Source organism: Photobacterium nomapromontoriensis (assembly GCF_050336815.1).
Lineage (GTDB): Bacteria > Pseudomonadota > Gammaproteobacteria > Enterobacterales > Vibrionaceae > Photobacterium > Photobacterium nomapromontoriensis.
Map to the genome: position 1 here is coordinate 26250 of NZ_JAKJSL010000058.1, position 15309 is coordinate 41558.

13 protein-coding genes, 2 tRNA genes, 1 rRNA gene and 1 riboswitch are annotated in these 15309 nt (G+C 50.0%); of the genes, 4 read left to right on the top strand and 12 right to left on the bottom strand.

What is annotated here, in order from left to right; all coding sequences use genetic code 11:
- Nucleotides 1–15: 15 nt before the first annotated feature.
- Nucleotides 16–1572, bottom strand: a complete 1557-nt coding sequence (gene rmuC, locus L4D12_RS22715) for a DNA recombination protein RmuC (protein ID WP_428450108.1) — start codon at nt 1570–1572, stop codon at nt 16–18.
- A 237-nt stretch (nt 1573–1809) separates the two neighbouring features.
- Between rmuC and L4D12_RS22720 the strand changes: the two genes are divergently transcribed.
- Nucleotides 1810–2715 carry a DMT family transporter gene (locus tag L4D12_RS22720; RefSeq protein WP_428450109.1) on the top strand — a complete coding sequence of 302 codons (906 nt, stop codon included), beginning with the start codon at nt 1810–1812 and terminating at the stop codon, nt 2713–2715.
- Between the two features lie 147 nt (nt 2716–2862).
- Here the strand turns inward: L4D12_RS22720 and L4D12_RS22725 are convergent, their stop codons facing one another.
- The gene (locus L4D12_RS22725) at nt 2863–4071 is read right to left on the bottom strand and encodes a multidrug effflux MFS transporter (protein WP_428450110.1); all 1209 of its coding nucleotides are present in this window, start codon (nt 4069–4071) and stop codon (nt 2863–2865) included.
- Between the two features lie 114 nt (nt 4072–4185).
- On the opposite strand from L4D12_RS22725, the gene L4D12_RS22730 reads away from it, so the two are divergent.
- Together L4D12_RS22730 and L4D12_RS22735 are read left to right on the top strand one after the other, a co-directional pair.
- The gene (locus tag L4D12_RS22730; RefSeq protein ID WP_428450111.1) at nt 4186–5133 is read left to right on the top strand and encodes a LysR substrate-binding domain-containing protein; all 948 of its coding nucleotides are present in this window, start codon (nt 4186–4188) and stop codon (nt 5131–5133) included.
- Nucleotides 5134–5272: 139 nt separating this feature from the next.
- Entirely contained in the window at nt 5273–7060 is a 1788-nt protein-coding gene (locus tag L4D12_RS22735) for an aminopeptidase P family protein (protein WP_428450112.1), read from the top strand.
- Between the two features lie 93 nt (nt 7061–7153).
- Here the strand turns inward: L4D12_RS22735 and thiH are convergent, their stop codons facing one another.
- From thiH to L4D12_RS22770, 7 genes are all read right to left on the bottom strand, one after another.
- On the bottom strand, nt 7154–8266 hold the full coding sequence (gene thiH / locus L4D12_RS22740; RefSeq protein WP_428450113.1) for a 2-iminoacetate synthase ThiH: 1113 nt from the start codon (nt 8264–8266) through the stop codon (nt 7154–7156).
- Nucleotides 8267–8276: 10 nt separating this feature from the next.
- A complete protein-coding gene (locus L4D12_RS22745; protein WP_428450114.1) occupies nt 8277–9047 on the bottom strand; it encodes a thiazole synthase in 771 nt (256 codons plus the stop codon).
- Complete coding sequence (gene thiS, locus L4D12_RS22750) at nt 9048–9269, bottom strand: sulfur carrier protein ThiS (RefSeq protein ID WP_428450115.1); 222 nt, start codon at nt 9267–9269, stop codon at nt 9048–9050.
- A 4-nt stretch (nt 9270–9273) separates the two neighbouring features.
- Nucleotides 9274–10035 (bottom strand): HesA/MoeB/ThiF family protein, encoded by a 762-nt coding sequence (locus L4D12_RS22755; protein ID WP_428450116.1) that lies wholly within the window; start codon nt 10033–10035, stop codon nt 9274–9276.
- Nucleotides 10025–11269, bottom strand: a complete 1245-nt coding sequence (gene thiE, locus L4D12_RS22760; protein WP_428450117.1) for a thiamine phosphate synthase — start codon at nt 11267–11269, stop codon at nt 10025–10027. Before thiE ends, L4D12_RS22755 begins: the two co-directional genes overlap by 11 nt.
- Complete coding sequence (gene thiC / locus L4D12_RS22765) at nt 11269–13191, bottom strand: phosphomethylpyrimidine synthase ThiC (RefSeq protein WP_428450118.1); 1923 nt, start codon at nt 13189–13191, stop codon at nt 11269–11271. The genes thiE and thiC overlap by 1 nt, the downstream gene beginning before the upstream one ends.
- A 124-nt stretch (nt 13192–13315) precedes the next feature.
- Nucleotides 13316–13413, bottom strand: a riboswitch (TPP riboswitch).
- Between the two features lie 95 nt (nt 13414–13508).
- Nucleotides 13509–13931 (bottom strand): universal stress protein, encoded by a 423-nt coding sequence (locus tag L4D12_RS22770; protein ID WP_428450119.1) that lies wholly within the window; start codon nt 13929–13931, stop codon nt 13509–13511.
- A 185-nt stretch (nt 13932–14116) separates the two neighbouring features.
- Between L4D12_RS22770 and crcB the strand changes: the two genes are divergently transcribed.
- Nucleotides 14117–14500, top strand: coding sequence for a fluoride efflux transporter CrcB (crcB, locus tag L4D12_RS22775; protein WP_428450120.1), 384 nt, complete (start codon nt 14117–14119; stop codon nt 14498–14500).
- A gap of 268 nt (nt 14501–14768) precedes the next feature.
- Here crcB and L4D12_RS22780 read toward each other — a convergent pair.
- The 3 genes from L4D12_RS22780 to rrf form a co-directional block, all read right to left on the bottom strand.
- Nucleotides 14769–14845: transfer RNA gene (locus L4D12_RS22780), tRNA-Trp, on the bottom strand.
- A gap of 36 nt (nt 14846–14881) precedes the next feature.
- Nucleotides 14882–14958 (bottom strand) — tRNA-Asp (locus L4D12_RS22785).
- 66 nt (nt 14959–15024) lie between these two features.
- Nucleotides 15025–15140: ribosomal RNA gene (gene rrf, locus L4D12_RS22790) — 5S ribosomal RNA — on the bottom strand.
- Between the last annotated feature and the right edge of the window lie 169 nt (nt 15141–15309).

A 15309-nucleotide genomic window follows, 5' to 3' on the forward strand; every position in this document is an offset into this window, starting at 1 on the left:
CTCAAAGTTCTCCGCTCAATCATTTGCCGGAGTGCTCGCGGGACGAACGGATTCTTCATCGGCAAAAGGCAATTCCGGTGTCTCATCCGCGGCACCAAGCAGTGCCCGCTCAATCAGTAATGGCGAAATATCCCGTTTCACTTCCACCCCTAACTGGCGGAAACTTTCGGCCTGACGGATCACATTGCCCCGTCCGGTAACCAGTTTATTCATGGCCCCTTGATAGCTCTGGTTGGCTTTATCCAGCGAGCTACCCACTGCCTCCATATCCGTGACAAACAGCCGTAGCTTGTCATACAGCTTGCTGGCCCGTTCAGCGATTTGCTTGGCATTCTGATTCTGTCGCTCATTACGCCACAAGTTACTGATGGTACGCAGTGCCACCAGCAACGTCGTTGGGCTGACCAACATAATATTTTGATCCATCGCATCACGGATCATGCTCGGATCGGCGGCAACTGCAGCCTGAAACGCGGGCTCAACGGGAATAAACATCAGCACGTAATCTAAGCTCTCAACGCCATGGAGCTGATGATAATCCTTACGGCTCAGCCCGCGAATGTGGCTACGTACTGAGGCGACATGCTCACTCAGAGCCAGCTCTTGCTCGGCGATGGTCTCGGCGTTGAAGAATCGCTCATAGGCCACCAGCGACATTTTGGCGTCAACCACGACATCTTTATTCTGTGGCAGGTGTACTACCACATCTGGCTGATAGCGCTTGCCGTCATCATTTTCCAAACTCACCTGAGTCTGGTATTCATACCCTTCGCGCAGCCCAGAATCACTCAGCACCCGAGCCAGCACCACTTCACCCCAGTTGCCTTGGGCTTTGTTGTCCCCTTTTAGCGCCTGGGTCAGATTCACGGCTTCTCTCGCCATCTGCTCGTTAAGCTGTTTAAGGTTATTAATTTCATGTACTAAGGTATGGCGCTCACGGGCTTCCTGGCTGAAGTTGTCATTGACCTGTTTGCGAAACCCTTCCAACTGCTCACGCAACGGCCCGAGTAAGCCATGCATGCTGATCCGATTCTGCTCATCCACGGTACGGGTTTTCTGTTCAAACAGGCGATTGGCCAAACTTTCAAACTGGATCCGTAACCGCTCTTCGGCGTTTTCCAACAGAGCTATCTTGTCATCCGCGGCTTTTTGCTCTTCGAAATGCCGCGCTTCTTGCTCGCGCAGATCGGCTTCTAGCCCGGCATTAGCCATTCGTGCATTTTCGAGCTGTTCGCCCAGATACTGCTTTTCATTTTTAAGCGCTTCAAAATGGCGCATTTTTTCCAGTGCCGCTGCTAATCGGCCATGCATCTGGCGCAGTTCAGCCGTCAGCCGATCCCGCTCGATATCCATTTCATCAAGTTCCTGATTGCGCTCATCAAGTTGTTGCTGACAATACTGCTCACGGCTCTGGGCCAGCCGCAAATCACCCTCCGCCTGCTGGCGAAGCAGCTGTAACTGCTGCTGGCAACGGTTGTTGAACACCCATGCAGTAATGACACTGGCCAACGTTGCCCCGGTCAAGCTTGCGACTACGGCCAGCCCAACCCCCGACAACCACTCATTCATCATGTTCTTTATCCTGACTCATTGACAACACAGGCTAATGGCCCGTTTTTTCCTACCTCAAGGCTAAGGGGATACTGGATAAATGTCCAGCCAAAGTCAGGTTATCAACCGCCGTTCTGCAAATCATTACATTGATAATTGGGAGAGGCTAGCCGCCATTCTGACAATCGAATAAACTGATGATCTTACTGAGATTAGGCCTGCGGTTCCGATACCGTTGCCATTGATTATGGATGAACAATGAACGAACGTTATGCGCTCGGGTATGGCCTGGCGGCCGTCCTGTTATGGTCCACCGTTGCGACCGCTTTTAAAATCACCCTGAACTATTTTTCCCCGGTCCAGATGCTGGTTGCCGCCAGCGTGGTATCGGTCTTAGCTCTGTTTGCTATCGCGCTGTATCAAGGCAAATTGCACCTGCTTGGCCGCACATTTATGGCCCGCCCGTTCTATTATTTGCTGCTTGGCCTGATCAACCCTTTTGCCTATTACTTGGTATTGTTCAAGTCCTATGAACTATTACCTGCCTCGCAAGCCCAGCCACTTAACTACAGCTGGGCGATCACCCTGACATTAATGGCAGCTATCTTTCTTGGCCAGACAATCCGGAAACAAGACTGGATGGCCTGTGTGCTGGGCTATCTGGGCGTGGTTGTGATAGCAACCAAAGGGGATCTGATGGCGCTACAGTTTGATAGCCCGATGGGAGTTGCACTGGCGCTTGCATCTACCCTGCTGTGGGCAATGTACTGGATCCTCAATACCAAAAATCAGGCAGATCCGGTATTAGGGGTATTGCTAGGCTTTGTCGTCTCACTGCCTTTTTCTATCGGGCTCAGCCTCTATGTTGGCGGCTGGTCGAGTGTACCTTGGCAGGGCTGGGCAGCAGTCAGCTATGTGGGCTTGTTCGAAATGGGGATCACCTTCGTGCTGTGGATCAACGCACTTAAACTGACCCGCAATACTGCACGGATCAGTAATTTGATTTTTATCTCCCCTTTCATCTCTCTGATCCTGCTGGCAACCATTATCGGCGAGCACATTCACTCGTCGACGTTGGTCGGGTTGGTATTGATTATCTGTGGCCTGCTGATCCAGCAGTGGAAAGGAAAAACAGCCCGTTCAGCAACGCCAACGAGTCAATAAAGGCAAACTCATCCCTGCCTTTACCATAAAAAAAGCCTGCCACGAGGTGGCAGGCAAATAGCCTTACGGGTTGTCGAGACCCTGCGCCTTCAATATACGGCGTCGAATTATTTTATTAACAATTAACCGTTATACGAGCTCACTCAATCAGGCCGTGACGGGCGCATGCCAACGTCGTCCCAAGCGAGACCACAAGATCACTAAGCCCGGGATCAATAACCACATTTGTAACACCATCAGGTTCGGCGGGGTTAGATCTAAACGTTGGGTCAGGCTCACCATCACACCTGCGCCACTCATCTGGAATAACCCCAAAAGTGCGGCAGCGGTACCCGCTCGATCACCAAAGGGCGCCAATGCCTTACCCGCCGCAGAGCCCAGCACAAAAGCAAAGCCAAATGAAGAAAGAAAGATTGGCAGCATAAATGCCCAAGCGGCTTGAATGTGACTCATCACCAGCATTAGCATCCCAGCCACCAGCAAGATCACCAATCCGGTACTTAAGGTAATACGCGAGCCAAAGCGGTCAATGTATTTCGGTGCCACCATACACGCCAGAATATTCAGCCCGGCATTAATCCCGAACCACACCGTGAACTGGTTCATGTCTTGGCCCAATTCCATCATTAGCCAGACTGGGGCTGAGGTAACGTAAGCCAGGATCACCGACATCGCGAGCATGCATAACGAGGCATGGAACAAGAAGGTTGGTTCACGCAATACTGAGAGATAACGGGACACACTAATTGTAGCGCCGGATACATCGGTATTGGCTGGGCGCGTTTCTTTAAACAGCAAGACAATAAATAGTCCCGCCACTACCGCAAAGCCGGCCATAAAGCTGAAGTTTGAACGCCAGCCAAAATGATGTGTTAGCCAAGTCCCTAAGAGCGGAGCCAGCGCAGGAATAAAGCAAATAGCGCCATTCAAATAGCTGATCATCCGACCGCTTTTCTCAGGGCCAAAACTATCGCGAACCGCCGAAAATGCAGCAACTGAGGTTGCACAGGCACCAAAACCTTGTAGCAAACGGGCGACAAGCAACATATCAAGACTCTGCGCCATGAATGCCAGCATCGCGCTGCAACCGTAAATGACAATACCGCCCAGTGCGATAGGACGTCGGCCAAATCGGTCAGCTAACGGACCAGCCAATAACTGACCCAGACCCAGACTGAACATGAACCAAGTGATGGTATCTTGCACTCGGGTGGTATCCACCGCGAAGGTATCTGCGATCGCAGGAAAAGCAGGAAGGTAAATATCGATAGCCAACGGGCTAAACAAAACCAAGATCACCATCAGGGTGACCAGTTTCGCGCCAGCAGGATTGTTCGTTTGCGTGTTCGATTGCATGGGGGTGTCCTATGGAATAATGGCGGCAGTCTACGTTGTTCGTGATATGAATTGAAATGGTATATATTCAAGTCATATTTTCCATTATGGAATATCACTCATTGCGAGGTCTTTGTGTCTTTCGAAAAGCTCACCCGGCTCGATCTCAACCTGTTAGTCTGTCTCCACGTTTTACTTGAAGAGGGCAGCGTCACCCATGCGGCTAAACGCTTATGCCTAAGCCAATCCGCCGTCAGCAAAAGCCTCAGCCGACTGCGGGAGCAATTTGATGATCCACTATTTATTCGCACTGCACACGGCATGCGGCCGACAGCACGAGCTCAGGCTCTGCTGCCTCCGCTTGAACAGCTACTACGCGATGTTGAGCAGCTTACCGCGCCTGCAGTCTTTATCCCGCACACCAGCCAGCGCCACTTCCGTATGGCGTTAGTAGAAAGTGCCTACCCTCTCTTCCTGCCACAATTCCTTGGCGATATTTTTACTGAAGGCCCTCAAATTATTCTCGATACTCAGGCCTGGGAGCCCAATACCTTTGCCAAGCTCATTGATGATGAAATGGATTTTGGGATCACCGGTAAAGATCTCAATCCCAAAGATGCCATGCTAACGATGATGCCACCGAAAGGCATTCAGTTCACCGAGCTCTGTCGGGATACCCAACGTTGCATCGTCCGCCAAGGGCATCCTGTACTGAATCAAACCTGGGATCAGGACAATTATCTCAAGCAACGGCATATTCAAGTTCGTTGCGGCAAAGATGATCGCTGGTTGCTTGACTATAAATTGGCGGAGCGAGGTCTAAACCGCGATATTGCCATGTACGTCCCCGACTTTAACAGCGCAGCCAGTCTCTGCTCCCATACCGATCTAGTTTTTACCGCCCCGAGTCATTTTGCCAATTATATTGCGGCCCAACTTAATCTTGTGGTGTTGCCACTACCGACTGAACTTCCCCCTATGGCCTACACCCTGTTTTGGCATCAACAACAAGAAAAAGACCCCGGCCATAGCTGGTTACGTCAGATTATCATCAGCCGTTGCCGTGATTTATCTGTTCACTAATTGCAGCTACCCAGCAAACGCGCTAACGTAATGCGTCAGCCTGAACAGCTAACACCGCCAGTCATTTAGGCGATGTTAGCTCTTCAGGCTGCTATCCAGGCCGTCACAGGGACGGTGACAAGTGAAAGGAAAAAAAACCATGCAAACAGATATCGCGCAACGTGTCGCGCTGATCCGTCAATGGCTAACGGATAATCAACTCGATGCCATTTTGATCCCCCACGAGGATGAATACCTCGGCGAATACATTCCCGCTCATAACGAACGCCTTCACTGGGCAACCGGATTCACAGGCTCTGCCGGCATGGCCGTGATTGGTCAAGACAACGCCGCCATGTTTGTTGATGGCCGCTATGTGGTGCAAGTTCGCAAACAAGTCCCTGGTGATGTCTATGAATACCGCCACCTGATCGAAGAGCCACCGGTTCAGTGGGCGCTTGATAACCTGCCTCAAGGCAGCAAAGTTGCGATTGATGCCCGCTTACACAGCGCCGCATGGCTGGCTCGCAATACTGAGCTAGTTAAAGGTAAACTTGAATTGGTGTGCATTGAGCAAAATCCCATTGAGCTATATTGGCATGATCGCCCAGCCGCAACACTCTCTGCTGCCAAGCTAATGGGGTTGGATTTTGTTGGCCAAAGCAGCACCGATAAACGCGAGCAAATAGCCACGGTACTGAAGAGACAAAAAGCGGATGCAGCACTGCTGACCCAACTCGACAGTATTGCCTGGTTACTCAACGTACGCGGCAGTGATGTTCCAAGCCTGCCAGTGTTGTTATCCACCGCACTCTTGCATGCTGATGAAAGTGTCGACTTCTTTATTGATCCAGCCCGATTACCGGCAGAGTTTGCCAGCCATGTGGGTGCAGAAGTGCGCGTTCATGCTCCAGAAAATCTGGAAGCGGCGTTACAACAACTTGAAGGTAAAGCGGTACTGGTTGATCCTACCACCAGCAATGCGTGGGCCAGTCAGATCCTGCAAGCAGCCAATGCCACATTAATTGAAGCTGCCGATCCTTGTCTGCTACCCAAAGCGGCGAAGAACCCAACCGAGATTGCGGGTATGAAAGCATGCCATATCCGTGATGGTGTGGCTGTTTCTAAATTCCTAGCATGGGTTGATGGTCAAGTTGCCCAAGGCCACCTGTTAGATGAAGGCACGCTTTCTGATCAACTGTGGCAGTTCCGCAGCGAAGACAGCAGCTGTACCGATGTCAGCTTTGATACCATCTCAGCAGCGGGCAGTAACGCGGCCATGTGCCACTACAACCACCTGAACCAACCTGCACCTAGCGTGTTGGAAATGAACAATGTGTACCTGGTGGATTCAGGCGGTCAGTATCCAGATGGTACAACCGACATTACCCGTACCATCGCGATTGGTGAACCGGGCGATGACGTCAAACAAACCTTTACTTTGGTATTGAAAGGCCATATCGGTTTAGCATCCGCACGCTTCCCTAAAGGGACGACGGGATCGCAACTGGATGCGCTGGCCCGCCAGCACCTGTGGGCGTATGGATTTGATTATGACCACGGCACCGGACATGGGGTCGGCCATTACCTCAGCGTTCATGAAGGGCCACAGCGCATTGCCAAAGTCTACAACCCAACGGCTCTGTTGCCGGGAATGGTTCTGTCCAACGAACCAGGCTACTACCGTGCCGATGCCTTCGGGATCCGAATTGAGAACCTCGAGTTGGTGGTAGAAATTGAAACCGCTGGTGATATGACCGTGATGGGTTTCGAGTCGTTAACCCGTGCCCCGATCGATCGCCGTCTGGTTGACCTATCACTAATGACGGATGCAGAACTGACATGGCTGAACAACTACCATCAGACTGTGTTTGAGGTGATCAGCCCATCACTGACAGGGGAAGATCTGATCTGGCTTACTCAAGCGACGGCACCGCTCATTCGCTAAGTGCCCACGCGCCAACGCCCAGAGACTATCAGCTCAAGTAAATAACGCCCGCATTGATGCGGGCGTTATTATATCGACCACTCAATCCAGGCATTAACCGGAGTAAGCATGGTGCCAGTCTTTCCACACCACCTCAAAGCCATGCTGCCTGACCGATTCGGCCACCTCTGCCGCCGACCGCTCATCACTGATCGCAAACTGCTCCAGCTCAGGTTCACCGTCGGCATACCCACCTGGTTGGGTTTTCGACCCCGCAGACATAGTCGTGATCCCCAGAGGCAGGACATTCTGGCGAAATGCCGGCGATTCACGGGTCGACAACGACAATTCCACCTCAGGATTAAATAATCGGTAGGCACAAATTAACTGCACTAACTGACGATCATCCATCACCGACTTGGGCTGCCGCTCACCTTCACATGGTCGCAACCGCGGAAACGAGATCGAATAGCGGCTCTGCCAATAGGTACGTTCAAGATATTGCAAGTGCGCCGCGACGAAGAAACAATCTGTCCGCCATTCCTCCAACCCAATCAGCGCGCCTATACCAATTTTATCGATCCCGGCACGAGCTAGGCGATCAGGGGTTTCCAGCCGGTAATTAAAATCCATTTTATTACCGCGCAGATGATGTTCAGCATAGGTCGGGGCACTGTATGTCTCCTGATACACCATCACCGCATCCAGTCCCAAGCTCTTCAATTCGACATATTCGTGTTGATCCAAGGGCTGCACTTCCATTGCCAGATAACTAAACTGCTGCTTGATCACTGGCAACACCTCACGGAAATAGGCCATCCCAACCTTACGCTCATGCTCTCCGGTGACCAGCAACAAACTGTCGAACTGCATGGCTTTTATTGCTTCACACTCCCGCTGGATTTCTATCACGTCGAGAGTTCGGCGCTTGATCCGGTTCTCCATCGAAAATCCACAATAAGTACAGGCATTCGCACACAGATTAGACAGGTACAAAGGCACGTAAAATGACACCGTATGGCCAAACCGCTTGCGGGTTAGCGCGGCGGATTGCTGCGCCATCTGTTCAAGGTATGGCACAGCAGCTGGTGAAATCAGCGCTTTGAAATCTTCCAGATCACGCTTTGGCTTACGCAGTGCTCGCTCTACATCCTCGGCCCGTTTACTGTAAATTGACAGCCGGACATCATCCCAATCCAGTCGCTGCCAGACATCGACAAAACTCATCGCCAGCTCCTTACACCGCCGGATCAAGGAAAGCCGTTAGCGGACTAGAGGCAATCGCATGGTTTACCGTACCAGCCAGACCTGCTTCATAAGCCATACGGCCACTTTCGACGGCCAGTTTAAACGCCCGCCCCATGGCAACCGGATCCGCAGCGGCAGCAATAGCAGTATTGACCAATACCGCATCCGCCCCGAGCTCCATCGCTTCAGCAGCATGAGAGGGAGCGCCGATCCCTGCATCAACAATCACGGGTACCCTAGCCTGAGCAATAATGATTTCCAGAAAATCACGGGAAGCCAGTCCTTTGTTTGAGCCAATGGGTGCCCCCAGCGGCATTACCGCCGCACAACCAACTTCTTCTAGGCGCTTACATAACACGGGATCAGCATGACAATACGGCAGCACGATAAAACCGTCCCGAACTAACTGCTCGGCGGCGGCCAGAGTTTCGATCGGATCAGGCATAAGGTATTTGGGATCAGGGTGAATTTCCAGTTTAAGCCAGTTGGTCCCCAGCGCCTCACGTGCCAGTTTAGCGGCAAATACCGCTTCCTTGGCATTCTTGGCGCCTGAGGTATTGGGCAGCAAATTCACCCCAGCGGCAATCAGCGGCGCTAAAATATCATCATCACGGTTTTGGATATCAACACGCTTCAGTGCCATGGTGACCAGCTCTGAACCTGTCGCAATGATCGACTCCGCCATGGTGTGACGGCTAGCGTATTTCCCCGTCCCAGTAAACAAACGGGATGAAAACGTTTTATCAGCAATCGTAAGCATCTAGCCTCCGGCAATAGCTTGAAACAGGGCAATCCGATCCCCTGCGGTTAATCGCGTACTCTCCCACTCACTACGTGGGATAATCCTGTCATTCATTGCCACCGCTGTCGCCGGCAATGGCATCTCAAGTTGGTGCAGTAACACGGTCAGCGCCTGCCCATCTGATATATCAATTTGTTGATCATTCACCCAAATAGAAATGGTCGATGAAGGGGGGGTCATGGCATTACTCTCCTGTACTGCATACGGGACACGATGTATCTTGCGCAAGATTAAAGGTTTGCCAGGCCATGCTCAGGCCATCGAACTGTAGCAAACGGCCAAACGCCACCTGCCCAGCACCAGATAGGAACTTGATCGCTTCAAGCGCCTGCATCGTCCCCATAATGCCGACAACCGGGCCGGCAATACCGGCATTACTGCAATTCTGGGGTTGTTCAAAGGTATCGCCTGCCAAAGGAAATAAACAGTGGTAGCACGGGCCGATACCTTCACGAAAATCAAACGCCATCAACTGTCCTTGCCAGCGGATCGCAGCACCCGCTATCAATGGGGTTTGGGCCTGAAAACACACCTGATTCACCGCATGTCGAGTGGCCAGATTATCGGAACAATCGAGGACCACATCAGCCAGTGCGACCTCCATGGCGAGCCGCTCACCCGCTAACCGGGCCTTCACAGGCCGCACTCTGATCAGCGGATTTAATGCTTGTGCCTGTACTGCTGCTTGTTCTGCCTTGGATTGGCCCAAATCACTATCGCGATAGATCACCTGCCGCTGCAGGTTAGAACTCTCGACAATATCATCATCGGCAATAACCAAATGGCCGATCCCTGCACCCGCCAAATACAGCATGGCAGCAGAGCCAAGTCCTCCCGCCCCGACCAATAATACCTTGGCCTCGTTCAGCCTCTCTTGACCCTGCACTCCAATTTGCGGCAACATAATTTGCCGGTTATAGCGAAGAAATGCCGGATCACTGAGCATTATCAGACTCCGTCATATTCGGCCTTACCAAGATTCGCTTAAACGCCTCGATTGCCAGCGCTGGATCAGTCGCCTCAGTGATAGCCCGAACCACAGCAACACTGGTTACCCCGGTTCGCCATACTTTCTCAGCCCGAGATAAATCAATGCCGCCAATAGCAACAGTTGGAAAGGCCTCGCCAATTAGCTTTTGATATAATGCTAATCGATTCAATCCCTGCGGTTTTGACGGCATGTCTTTCGTCGTGGTGGGGAAAATATGGCCAAGCGCAATGTAACTTGGTGAAAACTCAGCAGCACGCAGAATCTCATAATACCCGTGGGTTGATAATCCAAGTCGAAGTCCGGCCTGCTGGATCGCAAACAAATCTGCCGTTTCGAGATCTTCCTGCCCCAAATGTACCCCGTAAGCCTGATGTTCAATGGCCAACTGCCAATAATCATTTACAAAAACCTGTGCCTGATAGCGCTCTCCAGCCGCAATAATATCCGCCACTTGGGATGGCAGACTCGGCTCACTAGGATCTTTGATGCGCAACTGAGTCGTATTAACTCCTAGAGCTAACAACTGCTCGACCCATGCTGCTGTATCGACAACCGGATAGAGCGCCAGTTTACTGCGTTCAACCGCCATAAAAGGCGCCACACTGACTTCCTTGCTCACCCAACCTAACATCTCTACTTCGGGGTGATTAGCCGTTAACGGTCGAGGAAATAACTCTCGAGTCGTCGGCCACCCCATCTCACCGTGCCCATCGACATGACTGGCTTGGTATCCCCTTGCATGAGCACGAGCCAACGTCACCGCATCTTCAAGCGGAAAATCCAAGGCTAACGCAGAGAGTAACATTGCTCGTTGTGGCTCACTTGCACCCGCATGATGGCAATATACACCACGGGCTTCACCATTATGATGCCACAGATCCACACAGCCTTGCTCCGTCGGCAACCCACACACTATCAAATTAGGTGTATCAGCTACGAGCTGCTGCATGTCTGACAACGTAGGATAAGGAGCGAGCCATTGATCTCGCACCTCATAGCCCGCTACAGGCTCAGATGGATTAAACGCCACACTCAGCGATAAACCTCCTGCCTGAATGTCTACCACTGCCGAATCACTCCACTCCACAATAACAGCTTCACCAAGCTGGTATTGATCTGCAGCAGCCAATAAGGGCTCAATCTGCATCAACAACGGTGTTAGGTGATCGGGTAAACATAAATCACTCATTACTCCTCCTCTTTTACCGGATGATAAAGCTCACTCCCCCTAGATCGGAATTCATCGGCTTTTTGCTGCATACCATCGAGCGGATCTTCTAGCATTCGAATAGCCACAGCCTCGGGTTCATCCAGGCCTTTGGCATACTCGCGTACTTCCTGTGAGATCTTCATCGAACAGAACTTAGGGCCACACATAGAGCAAAAATGGGCAACTTTGCCAGATTCTTGAGGGAGTGTCTCATCGTGATAAGCTCGCGCCGTAATTGGGTCTAAAGCTAAATTAAATTGGTCTTCCCAGCGAAATTCAAACCGCGCTTTTGAAAGGGCGTTATCTCGTACCTGAGCTCCGGGATGCCCCTTCGCTAAGTCTGCCGCATGGGCACATAGCTTGTACGTGATCAGTCCCACCTTTACATCGTCTTTATTTGGCAGACCAAGATGCTCTTTCGGTGTCACGTAGCACAGCATGGCGCAACCGTACCACCCTATGATCGCAGCGCCAATCCCTGAGGTAATATGATCATATCCCGGAGCAATATCAGTCGTCAGCGGACCGAGAGTATAAAATGGTGCTTCATGACAATGCGTTAGCTGCTCATCCATGTTTTCTTTGATCATGTGCATTGGCACATGTCCTGGCCCTTCAATCATCACTTGGACATCGAACTCCCAAGCAACTTTGGTCAGCTCCCCTAATGTCCGTAATTCACTGAATTGTGCTTCATCATTAGCATCAGCCACTGAGCCCGGACGCAAACCATCGCCTAACGACAATGCAATATCATACCGAGCACAGATTTCACAGATCTCACGAAAATGCTCATAGAGGAAGCTTTCTTGATGGTGAGCCAGACACCACTTCGCCATAATCGAGCCCCCCCGGGAGACAATCCCGGTAACTCGCTTTGCTGTCATAGGTACATAACGCAGAAGAACACCAGCATGAATAGTGAAATAATCAACACCCTGCTCGGCTTGCTCAAGCAAGGTATCGCGGAACACTTCCCAGTTAAGCTCCTCAGCAATGCCGTTCACTTTTTCTAATGCCTGATACATCGGTACTGTACCAATAGGAACAGGGCTGTTACGGATTATCCATTCTCGCGTTTCATGAATATTGCGACCAGTCGACAAATCCATCACAGTATCCCCGCCCCAGCGGGTCGACCATACTAACTTCTCCACTTCTTCTTCAATGGAGGAACTAACGGAGGAGTTGCCGATATTGGCATTAACCTTAACAAAAAAATTACGACCAATAATCATTGGTTCAGATTCAGGATGGTTGATATTGGAAGGAATAATCGCCCTGCCTTCCGCGACTTCACGACGGACAAACTCAGGCGTAATAGTTGGTGGTAAATTGGCCCCAAAATTCATCCCGGAATGCTGATGATTCAAAACTTCATCACGGTATTTTGCCTGCCCCATATTTTCACGTATGGCAATATATTCCATTTCTGGTGTGATGATCCCTTTACGGGCATAGTGAAGCTGGGTGACATTAGTTCCAGATTTAGCGCATCGAATACGAGCCGGCTCGCTGAAACGAAACTCATCGAGAGTCTCATCAGCTAGGCGCTCTTTGGAATATGCAGAACTCAATTCACTTAATAACTCGGTATCGCCACGCTCTGCTATCCACGCTTCACGAAGTTTGGGCAACCCAGAATAAATATCAATTTGATGCAGAGGATCAGTATAGAAACCCGAGGTATCATAAACTCGCACGGGCTCATTGGATTCAAAGATAGGGGATTCTTTAGATCCACCGATAAGGCTATCGGCAAGCGTGATTTCTCGCATAGGCACACGAATATCATCACGGCTACCTGGCACATAAATTTTCTGTGAGCTTGGGTAAGGTTGGGTGGTAAGTGATTCAATAAATTGTTTCGCGTCCAGTCTCGCTTGTTTGCGATTCGACATAGCAATTTCCTTGTTATCCATAATAAGGGAAGTTGCTTGGCGGATAGGTGCGTAAACAAGAGGCCACATATAGGGCTTGTAGCATCATCTGAAACAGCGGCTATAGTCAAAAAAATAGCAATACAGAAGACATTCTCTTGTTCCCTTCGCAGGTATTAGCCTGATCAGGTTCTACGGATCCCGCAATGCGGTCTCAGCCAATTGGCACTCCGACAAGTATTAATGAGTATAAAAAAGTATCAGAGTAGCAGCAAGCCTAAAACCAATAATTATCCACCTCGTTGATTAAACCGCTCCCTGACTCACACTTTACCCACTTACTGACAAATCAGCACATCAGCATTTAGCTGGTGTGATAATGCATGACTGATATCACCAAACCAATGAATACCCGATTTTCGGCAGCCAGTGATTACCAAATTGGCCTCTAACTGTTCAGCTAAAGTAGTTAAATGTTTAATTACATCACCATTAGCCATGTGTACCGCCTGTACTTTATAAGGTGACAGCTCAGATAATGCAGTTAACTGTTTCATTCTTTTATGGGCAAGCTCGTTATGCGCTTCATCAAGCTCTAATTCAGCATCTGCGAAACTAATATTCCCCATGCCGGGTTCAACAAAAACAAGATGTAATTCTGCATGATTCTGCTCTGCAATAACCGCCGCTTTTACCATAAGTCGGTGTGCTTCTTTATCATCGGGATTAACAGCCAATAATACGATTTGGTAAAGCGCCATGATCACCTCTCCTTCCATTCACAAATGTGCCAACTTGCTGCTATAACTGTAATACAGCGTACACCTAAATCTCAGAAAACATGCATTACAATCAATGATTGCAAAATTACACTTCGTTAAAGGTAATAGTGATTGCAGCAACATGGTATTAGTATGACATCCCTTATTCACAACTTGAGCTTTCGATGAGTCAATTAGTATTTCTTGGATTGATAGCCCTTGGGGGCGCATTTGGTGCTTGCTCCCGATATTTCATATCCGAACTGTGCGTCTACCTATTTGGCAAAGGTTTTCCTTACGGAACGCTGGCTGTTAACGTGATCGGTTCAATGATTATTGGGTTACTAATGTCAGCTCTAGATCAAGGAATGATTGAAGCTGTACCAGCCCGGCCACTCATTGGATTAGGTTTTCTTGGGGCACTAACAACCTTCTCAACATTTTCCATGGATAACGTTATTCTGATGCAGCAAGGTGAGTTTATTAAGGCTGGCCTGAATATTTTGCTCAACATTACACTGAGCATTACAGCATGCTTTATTGGCTACCAGCTTATGATGAAAGGCTGAATTATTACTATTTGGGAGAATTCTATCATTAGGTGCTTCGCTAGAAGCACCTCCCTCGCAAAATTATCACTATCCATTCAAAAACTACAACCCAACCAATAGAAAACATAAACGAAAAAGGCTCCAGCATTTCTGCTAGAGCCTTGAATATAACAAGGTGAAGAGATTTGAACTCACAACACGCGCTGATGTTCGATATGGCGGGATCCGCTACCAATAACGACCACAAACGAAAAAGGCTCCAGCATTTCTGCTAGAGCCTTGAATATGGCAGGGGTGGAGAGATTCGAACTCCCAACACGCGGATTTGGAATCCGCTGCTCTGCCAATTGGAGCTACACCCCTGTAGTTGTTTTAAAGACTTAACTATGTCTGAATAAGTGGCGGAGCGGACGGGACTCGAACCCGCGACCCCCGGCGTGACAGGCCGGTATTCTAACCAACTGAACTACCGCTCCACACGGTGATAAATACTTTCATATTTATCTGATATTCATCGTTCAGAATGAATATCTAAATTGGGAGCCTGGCGATGTCCTACTCTCACATGGGGAGACCCCACACTACCATCGGCGCTATTACGTTTCACTGCTGAGTTCGGCATGGGATCAGGTGGGTCCATAACGCTATGGTCGCCAAGCAAATTCGTTTATTCACCGCCATCAGGCAGCAAATAGCAATCTGGGAAAGTTAACTAGTTTACAAATGTAGTTCAACACTGCATTCAAGTGCTTACAGAGTCCGATTCTCTTTCGAGATAAAACCCCTTGGGTGTTGTATGGTTAAGCCTCACGGGCAATTAGTACAGG

What these genes read in the sequence shown, in the direction of transcription:
- L4D12_RS22725 (WP_428450110.1), bottom strand. Translation starts at nt 4,071, where the DNA reads ATGCAATCGAACACGCAAACGAACAATCCTGCTGGCGCGAAACTGGTC.
- L4D12_RS22770 (WP_428450119.1), bottom strand. Translation starts at nt 13,931, where the DNA reads ATGGCGCTTTACCAAATCGTATTATTGGCTGTTAATCCCGATGATAAA.
- L4D12_RS22755 (WP_428450116.1), bottom strand. Translation starts at nt 10,035, where the DNA reads ATGCTCAGTGATCCGGCATTTCTTCGCTATAACCGGCAAATTATGTTG.
- thiS (WP_428450115.1), bottom strand. Translation starts at nt 9,269, where the DNA reads ATGACCCCCCCTTCATCGACCATTTCTATTTGGGTGAATGATCAACAA.
- thiE (WP_428450117.1), bottom strand. Translation starts at nt 11,269, where the DNA reads ATGAGTGATTTATGTTTACCCGATCACCTAACACCGTTGTTGATGCAG.
- L4D12_RS22735 (WP_428450112.1), top strand. Translation starts at nt 5,273, where the DNA reads ATGCAAACAGATATCGCGCAACGTGTCGCGCTGATCCGTCAATGGCTA.
- L4D12_RS22720 (WP_428450109.1), top strand. Translation starts at nt 1,810, where the DNA reads ATGAACGAACGTTATGCGCTCGGGTATGGCCTGGCGGCCGTCCTGTTA.
- rmuC (WP_428450108.1), bottom strand. Translation starts at nt 1,572, where the DNA reads ATGATGAATGAGTGGTTGTCGGGGGTTGGGCTGGCCGTAGTCGCAAGC.
- thiC (WP_428450118.1), bottom strand. Translation starts at nt 13,191, where the DNA reads ATGTCGAATCGCAAACAAGCGAGACTGGACGCGAAACAATTTATTGAA.
- thiH (WP_428450113.1), bottom strand. Translation starts at nt 8,266, where the DNA reads ATGAGTTTTGTCGATGTCTGGCAGCGACTGGATTGGGATGATGTCCGG.
- L4D12_RS22745 (WP_428450114.1), bottom strand. Translation starts at nt 9,047, where the DNA reads ATGCTTACGATTGCTGATAAAACGTTTTCATCCCGTTTGTTTACTGGG.
- crcB (WP_428450120.1), top strand. Translation starts at nt 14,117, where the DNA reads ATGAGTCAATTAGTATTTCTTGGATTGATAGCCCTTGGGGGCGCATTT.